General features: G+C 62.9%; 17 protein-coding genes and 1 pseudogene. 13 read left to right on the forward strand and 5 right to left on the reverse strand.

What is annotated here, in order from left to right; genetic code table 11:
* Positions 1 to 128: 128 nt before the first annotated feature.
* Together A8V01_RS13070 and A8V01_RS13075 are read right to left on the reverse strand one after the other, a co-directional pair.
* On the reverse strand, positions 129 to 1202 hold the full coding sequence (locus A8V01_RS13070) for a helix-turn-helix transcriptional regulator (protein ID WP_103096275.1): 1074 nt from the start codon (positions 1200 to 1202) through the stop codon (positions 129 to 131).
* Positions 1203 to 1298: 96 nt separating this feature from the next.
* On the reverse strand, positions 1299 to 2906 hold the full coding sequence (locus tag A8V01_RS13075) for a phospholipase D family protein (RefSeq protein WP_103096276.1): 1608 nt from the start codon (positions 2904 to 2906) through the stop codon (positions 1299 to 1301).
* 522 nt (positions 2907 to 3428) lie between these two features.
* On the opposite strand from A8V01_RS13075, the gene A8V01_RS13080 reads away from it, so the two are divergent.
* From A8V01_RS13080 to A8V01_RS13110, 6 genes are all read left to right on the forward strand, one after another.
* On the forward strand, positions 3429 to 4892 hold the full coding sequence (locus A8V01_RS13080; RefSeq protein WP_103096277.1) for an arylsulfatase: 1464 nt from the start codon (positions 3429 to 3431) through the stop codon (positions 4890 to 4892).
* 157 nt (positions 4893 to 5049) lie between these two features.
* On the forward strand, positions 5050 to 5217 hold the full coding sequence (locus tag A8V01_RS13085) for a DUF1328 domain-containing protein (protein WP_103096278.1): 168 nt from the start codon (positions 5050 to 5052) through the stop codon (positions 5215 to 5217).
* An 84-nt stretch (positions 5218 to 5301) separates the two neighbouring features.
* Positions 5302 to 5541, forward strand: a complete 240-nt coding sequence (locus tag A8V01_RS28605; protein WP_170065917.1) for a hypothetical protein — start codon at positions 5302 to 5304, stop codon at positions 5539 to 5541.
* 59 nt (positions 5542 to 5600) lie between these two features.
* The gene (locus A8V01_RS13100) at positions 5601 to 6440 is read left to right on the forward strand and encodes a helix-turn-helix domain-containing protein (RefSeq protein ID WP_245892484.1); all 840 of its coding nucleotides are present in this window, start codon (positions 5601 to 5603) and stop codon (positions 6438 to 6440) included.
* A 467-nt stretch (positions 6441 to 6907) separates the two neighbouring features.
* A complete protein-coding gene (locus tag A8V01_RS13105; protein ID WP_103096280.1) occupies positions 6908 to 7198 on the forward strand; it encodes a type II toxin-antitoxin system RelE/ParE family toxin in 291 nt (96 codons plus the stop codon).
* Positions 7199 to 7240: 42 nt separating this feature from the next.
* On the forward strand, positions 7241 to 7528 hold the full coding sequence (locus tag A8V01_RS13110; protein WP_103096281.1) for an addiction module antidote protein: 288 nt from the start codon (positions 7241 to 7243) through the stop codon (positions 7526 to 7528).
* On the opposite strand, the gene A8V01_RS13115 is transcribed toward A8V01_RS13110, so the two are convergent.
* Together A8V01_RS13115 and A8V01_RS13120 are read right to left on the reverse strand one after the other, a co-directional pair.
* On the reverse strand, positions 7525 to 8583 hold the full coding sequence (locus A8V01_RS13115) for a phage portal protein (RefSeq protein WP_103096282.1): 1059 nt from the start codon (positions 8581 to 8583) through the stop codon (positions 7525 to 7527). The two genes, A8V01_RS13110 and A8V01_RS13115, sit on opposite strands and share 4 nt — an antisense overlap.
* Positions 8580 to 10436 carry a terminase large subunit domain-containing protein gene (locus tag A8V01_RS13120; protein WP_103096297.1) on the reverse strand — a complete coding sequence of 619 codons (1857 nt, stop codon included), beginning with the start codon at positions 10434 to 10436 and terminating at the stop codon, positions 8580 to 8582. The genes A8V01_RS13115 and A8V01_RS13120 overlap by 4 nt, the downstream gene beginning before the upstream one ends.
* A gap of 160 nt (positions 10437 to 10596) precedes the next feature.
* Between A8V01_RS13120 and A8V01_RS13125 the strand changes: the two genes are divergently transcribed.
* The 7 genes from A8V01_RS13125 to A8V01_RS13155 all read left to right on the forward strand — a co-directional run bounded on the left by A8V01_RS13125 (position 10597) and on the right by A8V01_RS13155 (position 15228).
* A complete protein-coding gene (locus tag A8V01_RS13125) occupies positions 10597 to 11451 on the forward strand; it encodes a GPO family capsid scaffolding protein (RefSeq protein WP_103096283.1) in 855 nt (284 codons plus the stop codon).
* Between the two features lie 40 nt (positions 11452 to 11491).
* A complete protein-coding gene (locus A8V01_RS13130) occupies positions 11492 to 12544 on the forward strand; it encodes a phage major capsid protein, P2 family (protein ID WP_103096284.1) in 1053 nt (350 codons plus the stop codon).
* A gap of 41 nt (positions 12545 to 12585) precedes the next feature.
* Positions 12586 to 13437, forward strand: coding sequence for a phage terminase small subunit (gene gpM, locus A8V01_RS13135; protein WP_103096285.1), 852 nt, complete (start codon positions 12586 to 12588; stop codon positions 13435 to 13437).
* A gap of 116 nt (positions 13438 to 13553) precedes the next feature.
* The gene (locus A8V01_RS13140; protein ID WP_103096286.1) at positions 13554 to 14045 is read left to right on the forward strand and encodes a head completion/stabilization protein; all 492 of its coding nucleotides are present in this window, start codon (positions 13554 to 13556) and stop codon (positions 14043 to 14045) included.
* A complete protein-coding gene (locus A8V01_RS13145) occupies positions 14045 to 14269 on the forward strand; it encodes a tail protein X (RefSeq protein ID WP_103096287.1) in 225 nt (74 codons plus the stop codon). Before A8V01_RS13140 ends, A8V01_RS13145 begins: the two co-directional genes overlap by 1 nt.
* 5 nt (positions 14270 to 14274) lie before the next feature.
* Entirely contained in the window at positions 14275 to 14619 is a 345-nt protein-coding gene (locus tag A8V01_RS13150; protein ID WP_103096298.1) for a hypothetical protein, read from the forward strand.
* 3 nt (positions 14620 to 14622) lie between these two features.
* Complete coding sequence (locus A8V01_RS13155) at positions 14623 to 15228, forward strand: glycoside hydrolase family 108 protein (protein ID WP_103096288.1); 606 nt, start codon at positions 14623 to 14625, stop codon at positions 15226 to 15228.
* Here the strand turns inward: A8V01_RS13155 and A8V01_RS28610 are convergent.
* A pseudogene (locus A8V01_RS28610) lies at positions 15177 to 15736 on the reverse strand (hypothetical protein); the annotation flags it as partial. The gene A8V01_RS13155 and the pseudogene A8V01_RS28610 overlap by 52 nt on opposite strands.

Genomic DNA, 15736 nt, shown 5'->3' on the forward strand with positions numbered 1-15736 from the left:
CGATGCGCGGCAACGGTACGTTCTTCATGGAACCCACCAATTCGCTTCCGGCACCCCCTGATGCCGCCTTGATAACTAGACCGGCGTTTTGCCGGCCGCATCCATCATCTGTTTAGTCCCAAAGCTTTTCAGCCCGGCAGGATGCGACCAAACCTGTGGACCAGACTGGAAAGTCCCGCGAAACTGCGCGTCCCGGTCTTTTCGTAGATGTGGTGCAAGTGCGAACGAGCGGTCGCGCGCGCCATGCCCTGACGATCGCCGATGGCGGTAATGTCGCCAGTATCCACTGCATCAGTCAATACGCGCAGCTCCGTGGCCGTCAGCCCGTAAAGGTTGCCGATCGCGTCGAAGGCGATGGCACGCGGCAGATCCACCCGCGTGACGTGGACGGCAAAGGCCGCCGCCGGACCTTCCGCCAGATCTCCGAAGCGTTCGATATCCAGCCTGCGCGCTTCAAGCAGGACGCATGCCGCCGCGTTATCCTCACCCGTCCTGACTTCGACGGCTACCGGCTCGCCCTGCGTGATCGCCCGCGACACGGCGCCGCCAAGTACGCCATCGACAAGCAACTCTCCGATCCGCAGCCGTAACAAGGGCACCAGCACGGGAGACGCTTCCAGCAGCACCTGTTCAGCACTTAGCAGCAGAATGGAGCTGCCCGTGCTGCCTGCAAAGGCCCGATCGGCAGCAGCATGTTCCTGCGCGCGCACCAGATGGCTCTGAATGTAGATCGCCCGCCGCAAGTGCGGGACCAGCGCTGCCAGCCGGGTGCAATCCGCCTCGGTGTAACGCTCCGCCGGCGCATGGCGCAACAGCGCGAGACTGGCGATGATCCCCGGCCGCTTGATCAGGTTGACCGCCAGATTATCAATGATGCCCTGCGGCGCCAGATATTCGCGGTAGAAAGAACTATCCCTGACTTGCGGCGTCTGAAGCAGATCCCAGGCGGGGCGGCACACGCCTTCCGGAATGGCATGCAGGTGCGGCAACAGCACATCGCTGGCTGCGTATGTGCGGACATAACGGTCCAGCCATACAGGATCGTTGCCGAACTGGAACTGGAAGCCCACCTGTCTGTCGGGATCGCTCCACCCGATGAAACCGGCCTGCGCGCCCACAGCCTTGCCGATGCGTTCGATCAGTGCCGGGAACCGGGTCCGGTCAAAAGCGGCATCGTAGATTTCCTCGATCCTGAACGACATGAAGCCCCCGCCTGTCCTGTCGATTCCCTTAGATTGACAGGAGTACACAGCTTGTCGAGCACTGACCCGCCAACCTGTGAATTTCCGGATGGGAGATCAAAGAAGCCAGCTGATGGGAAGCCGCGCTGCCAACCCCACCAGCAGACGGTCGATGGTGCGCATCCCCGGCTCGCGGGCGCTGCTGTCATGCCCGTTGGACCAGTGCAGACACCCCTTGTCGTCAAGGGTAACTTCATAGGCCGCGCCGGGCACGATCGTTTCAAATGCATCCGCGACCTGCCCGGCCAGCGCAGGGCTATAGATCACGAAGCCCAGTTCCGTGTTGAGGCGCAGCGAACGGGGGTCGAAGTTGAACGAGCCCACGAACAGGCGCTCGCGGTCGGCGGTGATGGTCTTTGCGTGGATCGTCGCCGCTCCTGAACGCAAGGCTGCGAACGACCCGCTTCCCGTTGGCCGAAGTCGGCTTCCGATGCCAAGGCGGTTGCCTTGCCTGCGCTGTTTCTTGCTCGGCGCGTCGCGCACTTGCGCAACGGTTTCGAACAGGCGCACGCCCGATTGCAGCAACGCCTTGCGCCACGGCGCGTAGCCCGCGTGGACAAGCGCAACATCGGTGGCCGAGTAGCCATTGGTCAGCACCGTCACCTTGACCCCCGACCGGGCATAGCCTGCAAGTTGCCGGGTGCCCTGCTCGCCCGGTACGAAGTAACCGGAAACGATCGTCATCTCGTGCCGGGGCTTCCCGATCGCATGATCCAGCTTCCCTGCCAGCAGTTCAGGATAGTCGATGTCGCGCACGATCTTGGCCGGATCGTCGCTGATCATCCGCACGTTCGCCCACTCGAAAGGCAGCGTGCCCTGCAGCACCTGCTGGACCAGCGGCAGGCTGCGCAGACGATCGACGTAGCGCTGGGCAGAGGCATCCCTTTCCACCACCGACGCACGCGCACGCAGCTTGGCGCGCTTGCGCCTTCCCAGGATCGGCAGGATCTGCCTTGCCGGATAGGCGGAATCGCTGGCCCAATAGCGGCTGAAGTCCGCCTCCACGTCCCGCGCGACAGGCCCGATCGCGATAACGTCAAGGTCGGCGAACAAGGCACCGTCTCCCGCGCCGAAATACTCGTCGCCGATGTTGCGCCCGCCCACGATCGTCACGGCGCCATCCACCGTGAAGCTCTTGTTGTGCATGCGCCGGTTCAGCCGTCCAAAGTCGACAAGGAACCCGATCGCCTTGGGATAGCGGATGCGGAACGGGTTGAAGAGGCGCACCTCGATATTGGGGTGAGCGTTGAGCGCGGCCAGCACCCTGTCGAGCCCGGCAATCCCGTTATCGTCCAGCAGCATGCGTACCCGCACCCCGCGCTCTGCGGCCTCGTGGACGGCCTCAAGCAGCATCGTTCCGGTGCGATCGCCGTGCCAGATGTAATACTGCAGATCGATCGTGCGTTCTGCCGCCTTGACCAGCAGCAGCCGGGTCGCGAAGGCATCCACCGCATCCGACAGCAGGTGCACGCCCGATTGCCCCGGATGCCGCGCCGCCCTTTCCCGCGCCACCCGCGCCAGCCTGGTGTCGTCAGCACAAGGCTGCGGCGATCCGCCGGACACCCGGCGGCGCGGAAGCCGGTTGGCGCGAACCAATGCGATACCGGCAACCGTCGCGATGCCCGTCGCGGCCAGCAACGCCTGCCAACGCCTCTCAAGCGCCATTCACATACCTCGATCTCACCCCGCAATGCTGTGGTAGGAGCGCAGGCAACTGCATGTAAACCCTTACCGTTGGCGCGGCAGGGATAACAGTGATGAGGGGTGTCGAATGCAGGGACCGACATCGTCCGGGAAGAGGGCCGGGCTTCTGGGCCTACATACACCGCTGTGGTGAGAGCTGGACCTTCAACGCAGATTTTGGAAGCCGGGCGCGCTGATTTTGATCGGGGTTTTCCCTGACAAGAAGGGGGCAATGCGCCTCGTCCAGCCGCGTGTCAGGCGCGATCCGTCGTCTGCCGGCCTCGATGGTTTCCCACGAGATCGGGGTGCGAAGGGTACTAAAACGGGCTTCCGGTGACCAAACCGTCCGGGCGCGTGCCTGCCGATGGCTGGACAGGCACGAACAAAGATCGGCTCTGCGCAGATTCAGGGAAATGGCGCCTGCAAATAGGGCAAACCCGAATACCGGGTCCACCACGCTGCTCCGTACAAACAAGGCGATTTTTGACCAGTACGGAGGTTGCCATGCCGAGCAAGAAGCCGAACATTCTGATCATCTGGGGCGATGACGTCGGGATGTGGAATCTCAGCTGTTATCATCGCGGGATGATGGGCGGCTCTACTCCCAACATCGATCGCATAGCCGAGAGGGGCATGATCTTCATGGATCACTACGCCCAGGCATCCTGCACCGCCGGCCGCGCAGCGTTCATCACCGGGCAGTATCCGATTCGCGTCGGGCTCAGCACCGTGGGCCTGGCAGGCGCGCCGCAGGGCATGCAGAAGGAAGATCCCACGATCGCCGAACTGCTGAAACCCCATGGCTATGCCACCGGCCAGTTCGGCAAGAACCATCTGGGCGATCGCGACGAACATCTGCCCACCGCGCACGGCTTCGACGAATTCTTCGGCATCCTCTACCACCTGAACGCCGGGCAATATTCGGAAGAATACGATTATCCCAAGGATCCCGAGGTGGCCAAGGCTTTCGCCTGGCGCGGCGTGATCCACAGCAAGGCCGATGGCAATGGCGGCCAGTCCATCGAGGACAAGGGCCCGTTCGGCTCCGAACGCCAGAAGACGCTCGACGATGAATTCATGGTCGAATCCAAGCGCTTCATTCGCGAAGCTGTGGAGGCCGACAAGCCCTTCTTCGTCTGGCACAACACCACGCGCATGCACTACCAGACGCACCTGCCGCCCGAATACGACGGCGTGACCGGCTACGGCCTCTATGCCGATGGTGTGAAGCAGATGGACGACCATGTCGGCGAACTGCTCGACCTGCTCGACGAACTCGGCATTGCCGATGACACGGTGGTCATGTTCTCGACCGACAACGGCGCCGCCTCCAACAGCTGGCCTGACGGCGGCAACCAGCCTTTCCGCGGTGAAAAGGGCGTCGGCGGTTATGAAGGCGGTTTCCGCGTACCCTGCGTGGTCAGCTGGCCCGGCCACATCCAGGAAGGCGTCGCCACCGGCGAATTCATGGCGATGGAAGACTGGATGCCCACGATCCTGTCCGCCCTTGGCGAACCCGACCTCAAGGACGAACTGCTCGAAGGCAAGACCATCGGCGACATGACCTACAAGGTCCACCTCGACGGGTATGACCAGACCGAACTGCTGACCGGCAAGGGCAAGTCGAAGCGGATGGACTTCTACTACTTCACCGAAACCACGCTTCACGGCCTGCGCTACGGCGACTGGAAGTTCCTGTTCAAGCAACAGGACAAGTGGTTCAACGGCATTCAGGAAAACCTGAACACGCCGCTGATCACCAACCTGAAGCTCGATCCTTTCGAGCGCTTCCATGAGGCGCGCGGCTTCGACGAATGGCAGGAAAACCGCTCCTGGACGCTGGCCCCAGCCAACATGCAGGTAGCCAAGTTCATGAAGTCGCTGCAGGAATTCCCGCCGCGCATCAAGAGCCTGGATTTCGACCTCGACGCCATGGTTGCCGAAGCCTCCGCCTCGCAGTCACGCTGATCGATGCATGGCGGCTTCATCGCACTGGCTGCGCTGGAGCCGCCATTTTCATTTCAGCCAAGCCCGCCCTGATGCCGCTTCGCGGAACATGGGCCCCTGCTGCACGTTCTGAAGCCACGATCGCCGAACGGATCGGCGCTGTAGAGGGAAAAACAACATGTTTCGCTGGGCCATCATATTCGCCGTCGTCGCCTTGATCGCTTCGCTGCTTGGCTTCGGAGGCGTGGCAGGACTTTCGGCGGAATTCGCCAAGATCCTCCTGCTGATCGCTGCCGCTATTCTGGTGCTTGGCTTCCTGTTCGGCCGCGGCAAAAGGGTGCCTTGAAACCGTTCAACACTGCGCATCCCAATAGCCATGCAGTAAATACAAGCCCCCGCTTCAAGCGGGGGCTTTTCGCATGCAGAAAGCATGGCTGCACCTTTCCAGCAGGACCGTGGCGATAACGTCATCGGGACAGAAGGGCTTCGCGCTACGCTCGATGGCAAATTGCTGGCCGCCACCATCCTGCCCACGGAACGATGGCACTGCACAGACAGAAGCGGGCTCCTGCGCTTCCTGGCACAAGGCCACCATCAAATTTTCTGGAAAAACGTAGGAAAACAAGTGGTAGCGGAGGAGGGACTCGAACCCCCGACACGCGGATTATGATTCCCTAATAATCCACTGATTTTACACCGTTTTCTCCCCAACTGCGGGAAAACACGGTCGTGCCAATTCAACGACTTACAGCGAAGAATCCAACCGACTTTACGGCAGTAGCAGCAGGCCCATCGAGGCGTAGCTACGACATCGACGATGTACGCGCACAGGTTTTCACCGTCTGCTGGACCGCCAGTGAAAAGAACGCGAATTTCTTCCGATTTCGTGACGTTTATCGCGATACTGTCGCGGCGTATTCGCAGCACATCCGCGAGGCAGGCAAGACCCTCCCTATATCGTCGAACGCCGATCGCGTGTTGCAAGCACTCCTCCGCAAAATGGATGCGAAAACCGCCCGGTGTGATCCGAGCCTCGACACGATTGCTGCCACCTGCGGCCTGTCCCGTCGCACTGTAGTCCGGCAACTGGAATCCTTGAGATCCTTGAAGATCATCGATTGGGTACGTCGAACCGTGAAGACCGGGAACGCGAAGGGCGAAGGGCCGCAACGGCAGCAGACAAGCAACGCCTACTTCATCAACCTGATGTCCTTGCCGATCGAAATGATTCGCACGCTCCGCCAAAGACTTGGCGATAAGCTGCGCGAGGTAGGCAAAGCCCTCGCAGGATCTGGTCCAGTCCCAAATCGAATGGCGATCAAAGCAGAGCGCCTGACCAAGAGCCTCGTAGGGACTTGGAATGGATCGAGCGCGACTCAGCAAATAGGACGGCGCGCCCTCGCTTCCGCTACGAGCACCGACATCGCCGCTCACATGTACGGCGCTGACCTTCATGCCCGCCGAGAACACGAGGAAATGCTTGCTCTTTCTCCTTCCACTAGTGCGAGTGCCATCTTGGCATTGTACCCCGGCTCAAGTCTTTTAAGGAGAAAGGACAGAGGACGCTGAGGCGCCCTCTGGCACTGAGTTTGTATTGTCCCCCATGCCGGAATCACCCTTCCCGCCTTCAGCGGAGCGAAAGCGGAGGCGCTGCGTAAGGGCGGCTGCGCCGCCCATGGGTATCCGGGGGGCCAAGAGCAAAGCGCGTGCCATTTTCTGCCGTCAGGCAACCGGAAAACATGCGCCCCGCCATGGGCGCGAAACTGCCCCGCAGGTGCATCAATCTGCATCAGTGTAATAGGCCAAGGATCACGAGATCGGCCTAGGACTTAGGCCGCTTCCCGCGTAGGCGCCAGGGTGCATCAAAAGCAACATGAAAAGTGCGCGGGCGAGGCGGGGGGAAAAGCGCGCGCCGAGGGGGTGCGGCACGGATCAGCCTTCACGCAACAATGTTGCGCGGCCGCGCAGTGCCATCGACGTGCCCGACATGTCACTTATATGTTGACATTTGAGGAGGTGTCACTTAAAAGGGACGCATGGAAACGCAGCAGACCTCTGCCTTCAGCGATTGGCTCAACGGACTGCGCGACACGAAGGCCAAGTCGAAGATCGCAGGACGCATCGCCCGCATCCAGCTTGGCCTGATGGGCGATGTTAAGTCGGTGGGCGATGGCGTTTCAGAGGCGCGTATCGACTTCGGCCCCGGATACCGCCTCTACTACACCCGCCGGGGCGAACGGCTGATCATCCTGCTGATGGGCGGCAACAAGTCATCCCAGCAGCGGGACATAGCCAAGGCAAAAGAAATGGCGGCCCAGATACCCTGAGCCGCCACCGAATAACTGTAACACACTGCCGAGGATTAACTCATGGCCATCGAACTTACCAACTTCGACCCCGCCGAACATCTGACCGAAGTCGAAGACCAGGCTGAACTCCTGGCCGACGCCGTGGCCAGCGGCGACGCATCGATCATAGCCCGCGCCATCGGCATCGTTGCCCGTGCACACGGTATTTCCGATCTCTCGCGCGCGACTGGCATGAAGCGGCAGCAACTCTACCGGGCGTTCGGCCCCGAAGGCAATCCGACACTGGAGACGATGGTCAAGGTGCTGCCCGCCCTGGGCCTTCGCATGCGGATCGAAGCTGCAGCCTAAGCCGCAGCCTTTACCCGCTCCCGGAACCGAACTGCCTCCACGCCCAGAGCCTCGTTCAGTTCCAGGAACACCGACTGCAGCGGCTCGATCTCCAGTTCGAAAAAGGCGTCGGTCGCTTTCGTCACATCCCCAAAGCCCCCCGCGTTCGCGGGCACAATGCCCAGCAGCTGGGGCGGAACGCGGTGCGCGGCCAGCACATCGTCGCGCGTCGTGTTCTTGATGCCAAGGAACTCGTCCTTCGCGCCCACTTCTGCGATCGGCAGGATCTTGATCCCGCCCTCCTTCCCGCCCGGCGAATGGACGAACAGGTTGCGAAAATTCCCCGGCCCCTTCGATCGCTTCAGCGCATCGCGCATGCTGTCGATGTCGCCATCGGCAAATTCGCCGGTCGCATACATGATGTAACCCGCGTGGCTCCCGTTCTCGTAATAGCGGCGGCGGAACAGCGTGGCGTTTTCATTGAGCAGCGCCGACTGCAGGGCTGACAGATATTCCGGCAGGCCATAGATTTCCTGATTGACGTCCGGCGCCTGCAACTGGTGCACCGTGCGCGGCGTGAACTCGGTTTCGGCTTCACCGCCCCCCGGCACCCACCAGAAGCGCCCCGGCTCAACGCCGCGCCTGGTGTACTTCGCCAACGCATGATCCAGGCGCAGCAAACCGCCCAGACGGTTGCGCACTTCCTGCGCATAAGCATTGCCCATGACAAGATAGTCCTGAACCATGCTTTTGAACGCCGCACGGCTGAGCCACTGCGTCGGCGCAAGGCTGGCGGCCAGCATGTTGCGCTTGAGGATGATGGCGCTCGAATGATGCGGCGACGCGCGAAAGGCGCGGGCCAGCCCATGCAGCGAGATCGGCGGCTCGTACCAGCGCTGGTTGTGATAGCACTCCAGCATGTCGAGCATCGTCGCCCGGCTTAGGACCGGCTCGGGATCCCCGAAGGTGAATGCGTGCACGGCGCCGCGATTGTCGTTGGCGGCGACGATCGCTCCCGGCGACGCCTCCGCCGATTCCTGCCGGCTCATACGGCGGGCACGGTTGCGCTTGCTCATTCGATTATCTCCATCGTGCTCTTGGGCTTTTCCTTGCCGTCGAGCGGTTCGTTCATGAGGATATGCATGGTCGCCCACGCCAGATCGGCGTGGCCGTCGTTGCCGCCGCGTCCCGCCTTGAAGGTGACGGCCCGCCCGCTGGTGGTCAGCGTCTTCTTGATCGAGACGAAGGCCGACACGAGGTCGAGCAGGCTGACGTCGAAGCGCAGACGGCCCCGGCGAACCACGTTCTGCGCCTTCATGACCATGTGCGTTTTCAGTTCGAGCGAGTACTCGATCTTCGCCACGGTGCACCCCGGCATGGCACCAACCTTGGCCAGCAGCTGGTACACGCCTGCGCCGACGCCCTTGGCGTCGATGCCGAGATAGGTACAGTTGTAGCGGCTCAGCACCGCCTTGATGAACTCGGCCTGCTGTTCGAAATCCAGCCCGCGCAGCTGATGCCGCTCAAGGATGCGGAACGGCGCACCTTCGGCCAGCGGCGGCGCAGCAATGACCAAAGCCGCATTGTCGCCGTTCTCGCTTTCCTGCGGATCGTACCCGGCCCACACGTTGCGATTGTCATAGGGCCGATCGGCTTCAAGGTTGAAGTCGGTCCAGTCGACCAGGCTGTCGCAGCCGCAGGCGATCATGTCGTTGAACTTGAAGGCCGACTGGCTGTCGTCCACGAAGTCGCACAGGAACAGGTTGGCGAACTCGTCCGGCGCGTACTCGTCGCGCAGTTCCTCGATATCGAACAAGTCGCAGCCGCCGCGCTCCGCGTCCTCGATATTGACGATGTGGCGCCAGATGCGATCTGGCCCGACGCTGCCTGCCGCCAACGCGGCATGGCTTACGTCGATGTCGATCCGGTCTTCCTTTTTGCGCCTCCGGTTGCGCCGCTCCCCGGTCCAGTATGGATAGGCCGGGTGGGCGACTGTGGATGGCGTCGAGAAGTAGGTTTTGCGCCACTTCTTGTGCGTCGCCATGCCCGAGGCGACCTTGTTCAACTCCTCGAACGAATGGACCCAGAAGAACTCGTCGAAGTAGAAGTTGCCGTGACGCCCTTGCGCGGTACGAAAGTTCGTGCCGAGGAAGTGCATCTCGGCTGCGGCCTCCTCCTCCGGCCGCAAGTCCGACGTGATCAGCATCGGATCGCCGGTCAACGCCACGCCCACCAGCTTGGCGAAGCTGACGATGTAGGAGCGGAACTGGTGCGCCTGCGCTTTCGACGCTGACAGGAAGATCTGGTTGCGCCCGGTCTCGATCGCGTCGATCAGCGCTTCGAATGCGAAATAGTATGTCGCACCGATCTGGCGCGATTTCCGGATCATGCGGGTGCGCTGGCTTAGCGCGTTCCACCATGTCAGCTGATAATCGTACAGTCCGTCGAGGAAGATGCGCTTGAGTTCCGCCGCTTGCTCGGCAGTGAAATGGTTCTTCTTCGCCTTCTTGCGCGGCCCGGCGTTGCGGTTGCCGACCTTGTCGTTCAAATCCCCACTATGGCCGCCGGGCTGCTCGTAGCGGCGGACGCGGGCAAGGCTTTCGATCTGACGCGACAGCGCATCCATCTCGACCAGATCGCCTGGTGTCTTCTTTTCCTTGGCGATCAGCGTCAGCAACCGGATCTCCAGCCCGTCCTCGATCTTTCTGATCGAAGGGGCCTCGTCCCACTTGTCGCGCTGTTTCCAGGCCGCGATCGTCGCGCGCGGAATTGCCCCGCCGGTATCGCCCGTCACCCCATGCAACTGGAACTCGTCGGCAATCTGCTGAACGCCCCATCCGCGCCAGTAAAGGCTCCGGGCATGGCGACGCGGGTCAAACTGCCACGTAGCCGCTGGTGCACCTGGCTGGGGGAGAATGGGGCTGGTCATAAGCCGACCATGGCCCGCGCTTTCCGGCCGGATCACCGCCGTCCATTTCGCTGAACGCTAAGCGAAATGCGTCCCCTTGAGATCGTGTCGCCCAACGGTCCTTTTGGCCTCGTCAACACCGCTGCCGAACCCGCCGCACCCTCAAGGAACCGGACCGATCATGGCCAAGAGCAAGTTTTTCCGCGTCTTCGTCGAAGGCTTTACCGCAAGCGATGGTCGCAAGATCGAGGCAGCGTGGATCGATGACATCGTCGCCACATTCAACGCCGCCACCTTCACGCCGCGTATCAACTGCGAACACATCAAGGGCTTCAGCCCGCAGCCGCCCTTCAACGCCTATGGCAGTGTCACCGCTGTGAAGGCACAGACCGACGAACTCGTTATCGATGGGCAGACCGTTCGTCGCCGCGCCCTCTATGCGCAGATCGAACCGAACGGCCAGCTGCTGGACATCAACAAGCAGGGCCAGAAGATCTTCACGTCCGTCGAAATCTCTCCCGACTTCGGCGGCACCGGCAAAGTCGGCCTGATCGGTCTGGCCGTGACGGACAATCCTGCATCCCTCGGCACCGAAGCGCTGTCATTCTCGGCCCTGAAACCGATGTTCGATGCCCGCAAGCAGCACCCGGACAACCTGTTCTCCGCCGCCCTCGAAGCCGACATCGCGATGGAGGGCGAGGCGGCGGAGGATCCCGCCAGCATGGCAGAGGCCGCAAAGACCGGCATCCTTGCCGCCTTCGCCACCCTCTTCAAACCCGAAAAGCCCAAGGAGCAGCCTGTGGCCCAGCCTCCCGCCGCCGCGAACGACAACGTCTTCGACGCGGACCGCTTCGCGACCGTCATGGCCCAGCAGGTCACTGCCGCCGTCAAGCCCGCGACCGATGGCCTTGCCGCCCTGAAGGCGGACTTCGCCACTCTCAAGGAGCAGCTGGAATCTTCGGAAGGCGGCAACACTTTCCGTCGCAACCCGGCGACCGGCGGCGGCGGCAACGCCGAGTTCCTGACCGACTGCTGATCAGCGCCCGCTCGCCCCGCCATTCACCGGAGTACCCTCAATGCAGACTTCCACCCGCCTGCTCCTCAATGCCTTCGTTGCACAGGTCGCAAAGCTGAACGGCCTGCCCGAAGCCTTCACCGCCACGCCCGGCAAACTCGACAAGTTCAACGTCTCCCCCCAGATCGAGCAGCGCCTGCAGGCAAAGCTGCGCACGATCAGCGACTTCATGTCGCGGATCAACGTCGTGCCGGTGGTCAACCAGCAAGGTGGCCGCGTCGGCGTGGGCGTCAATCGCTCGCTGGCAAGCCGCACGAACCGTGGCGCCGGGAACAAGCGCTCTCCGCAGGACGTCACCGGCTCCGACCAGATCGACAAGTACCTGTGCACGAAAACGGACTACGATTACGCCTGGCCGTATGAACTGCTTGATGCCTGGGCACATGAGCCGGCCTTCCAGCAGCTGTGCCGCGACGCGGTGCTGGCGCAGAAGGCCGAGGACATCATGTGCATCGGCTTCAACGGTGTCGATGCCGCAGTCGAGACCGATCGCGAAGAGTTCCCCCTCCTGCAGGACGTGAACTACGGCTGGCTTCACAAGATCCGCGAGTACGCCCCTGCCCGCCGAATGGCGCATGGCGGCCTGGACAACGCCAAAATCTACGTCTCACCCGAAGGTTCGGCAGATTACACCAACCTCGACGCCCTGGTCTTCGATGCCGTCCAGAACCTGATGCACGAACGCTTTCGCACCGCGACGGATCTCGTCGTCATGGTCGGCAGCGATCTGGTTCACGACAAGTATTTCAAGATCGTCGAGCAGGCGGGCAACACCGCCACCGAACAGGTCGCGCGCGATGTGCTGATGTCCAGCCGTCAGATCGGCGGCAAGCCGACGGTGCAGGTGCCGTTCTTCCCGAACGGCTCGCTGCTCGTCACCAGCTTCAAGAACCTGTCGTACTACTGGCAGATCGGCTCTGCCCGCCGCGCCATCCAGGACAACCCATCGCTCGATCAGATCGATAACTTCGAAAGCATCAACGACGCCTTCATGGTCGAGGAATACGGCAAGTGCGCCTTCCTCGAAAACATCGAACTGGCGCCGAAGGCTTAAAGCCTCCGGCCCGGCCCGCCCTCATCGAGCAGGAACGACACATGACCCCCGCACGTCGCCATCGGGAGCGTATTGCAGCCATCGTTGCTGCCGCCGACCCGAAACTGGTTGTTTCCTCCGCTGAGGGCGGGCGAACTCCGCTCGTCCCGGTCGCTCGTACCCCGGCAATGAACCATCTGGAGCGCACCGCCGCCGCCGCGATCGTGGCCGCCCCGGAGAACTCGACTTCGGCCGAAAGCCGGGTCGCGGCCCAGATCGTATTGCGCCTGACCCATGACTTGCGCCGCCTGAAGGAAATCCGCTCGATCGACCGCAAGATCGACGCCAAGCGCGAAATGCTTCCCGAATACGAAGCATGGGTGAACGCCGTAATCGAAGCCGACGCAGGCGTCGGCGCCGGTACCGCCGCCGATGTGGTGCCGACGTATATGGTCTGGCTCATCGACACCGGCGCATTCATGGCGGCACTCGATCTCGTCCCGTTCCTGCTGCGGCACAAGGTCGATATGCCCAAGCGCTACGAACGCGATGTGCCCACAATCGTTGTGGAACTGATCGCGGACGCCGCGCTGAAGGCGCAGAACGCAGGCGAGTGCTTCGTGCTCGATGTCCTGTCGCGCGCCAACGATCTTACCGCCGATCTCGACATTCACGATCAGGTGCGCGCCAAGCTCTTGAAGGCCATCGGCATCGAGCAGCTGCGCATTGCCGAAGACATGGACGCTGCCGACAGCGCAGTTGGGCTGGAAACTACTCTCGCAACGCTGCGCGAAGCCCAGCGCCTGAATGATCGCATCGGCGTGCGTGACCGCATCAAGCGCGCCGACAAGCTGCTGGCCGCCGTCAACGCGGCAGCGGCTCCCACGGATACCAGCGGCACTCCTGCCGCCTGACAAGCTCGCCCCCGGCGCTCAGGGGCGGATCGCGCGCTGCGGGAGGCCTTCGGGCCATAGGGCCGCCAGCTGACCCGATCCCCACCCCTGTTAGCCGGGGAAGATCGGACAAACTCATGACGACGCTTCACATCCCCATACCCTCTGCCGCCGAGATCGAAGATCCCGCCGCGCCCGAAGCGCCAATCGTCAACGACGGCTTCTTCCCGGACATCGACCCTGCCGCCGTGCGTGAAGCCGCGCGAATCCCCGCCACCAGCATCACGCCCGCCCGCCTGCGCGCGGCCATCGTCGGCGCGATCATGACGGTGGAGATCGATCTGCGCGCCTATGCTGCCGCGCAGATCGCCGCCGGGCATGCCACGCTTGCCGCCGTCCCCGCGCCGCAGCTGGACGGCCGGAGCGTACAGGTGCTGCGCTACACTCGCGCGGTCGGCCTCTACGCCAAGGCCGAACTGATCGAGCGCCACCGCGACTTCGACACGACGGCAGCGGGCGGCAGTCAGGCGGACGAACTCACGCCCTCGATCGGGGAACTGCGCCGCGATGCCCAGCATGCTGTGCGCGACATCACCGGGCGCGGGCGCACCGTCGTGGATCTGATCTGATGGCCAAGGCGCTGCGCCTGGTCGCGCTGCAGGGCGACATGCTCGATCAGCTGCTGGCGCGCGAAGCGGGCCTTGGTCCCGCCGACCTCGCCCGCGTGCGCGATGCGAACCCCGGCCTTGCCGCGCTCGAACCCAGCCTGCCTCTGGGCACCGCCGTGATCGTCCCCGCCACGGCGGACGCCCCGGCCAGCACCACGCTACCGCTTATTCAACTATGGAGCTGATCCCCATGGACCTGCGCACCGTCCTTCACGCCGCCTCGGAATGGGGCCTCGATCTCATTGGCTCGCTTACCCCCTCCCTGATCGGTTCCGCCGCTGCCCAGGCATGGAAGCCGAAAATGCCCTGGCGCCAGCGCATCCTGCAGTGGGTCGTTGGATCGACCGTCAGCTATTACGCCACGCTGGCCATCATCGCCGTCACTGACTGGAACGGTTTCGTCGCGCAGTCGATCGCCTTCGGCATCGCCCTGCTCGCCTTCGATGCCACCCCGCGCGTCGCCAGGGCCACCACCGATACCCTCATCACCATCCCGGCCCGCATCGCGGACCGTTTCCTGCCGAAGAAGGATTGAGCCATGGCCCGCATCGCCCTGCTGAAACGCCCAAGCCAGATCGGCGCCGCTGCGCTCACCATCATCGGCGCCGCGATCGCGCTCGAAGGCGGCTACGTGAACCACCCCAGCGACCCCGGCGGCGCCACCAACATGGGCATCACCCAGCAGGTCGCACGCGAAAACGGCTACACCGGCCCCATGCGGACGCTGCCGCGCGACGTCGCGGAAAGCATCTACTACGATCGCTATCTGGTAAAGCCCGGCCTTGCCCCGCTGATATCGATCGATGCCGCGGTTACCGAGGAACTGTTCGACACCACGGTCAACATGGGACCGGCCCGGCCTTCGCGCTGGTTCCAGCAGTCGATCAACGATATCTGCGCCGCCCGCATCGGCGTTGATGGCCAGATCGGCATGCAGACCATCGGCGCGTACTCCGCCTGCCAGCAACGTCTGGGCGCAACGAAGCTTTGTCGCCAGATGCTCGACAGCCTCGATGCCCGGCAGAAGGCCGAATATGGCCGCCTCGTTTCGGTGAACCGCAATCTGGGCGTGTTCTACAAGGGCTGGGTCGCTCACCGTATCGGCAACGTTGATCGCGCGAAATGCGGGCGCCTGGCCGCATGATCGGCGTTGCGCACCTTGCCCTCGCCAGTGCCCTTGCAGCTTGCCTGACGGGCATCGGCGGCTTTGCCTACGGCGTTCGCGTCGGCACCGCACAAGAACAGGCCGCAGAGCACCGCGCGCAAGCGGAGGCCGACAAGGTGCGGGACGAACGGCAAGGCCAAATCGACGCCTCCGCCCAGCAGCACCAGGCCAACGAACAGACCCGGCAGACCAACGTCAGGGAAGATCAGATGAAGCGCGTCGGCCTTCAGCTGCCCCAGATCAACAAGGGACAGGCCCTTGAGCGCGCGGCCTTTGGGCTTGCGCAGGGTGCTGACCAGCTTGAAGTACGTGCCCTCTGCAAGCTGGGCTTCGACGGCTGCAAGATCAGCGTCGATGAAGATATTTTCCGGGCGGACAAGGTCGGCCGCCTGATCCTTTGCCAACGCGGCAGCGTCAGCGAAGGGCTTTACGGCAGGGGTGACGATTTCCACGACCGGCGCGGCCATGGTCTTGCCCCCTTTGACAA

This window comes from Novosphingobium guangzhouense (genome assembly GCF_002896965.1).
Lineage (GTDB): Bacteria > Pseudomonadota > Alphaproteobacteria > Sphingomonadales > Sphingomonadaceae > Novosphingobium > Novosphingobium guangzhouense.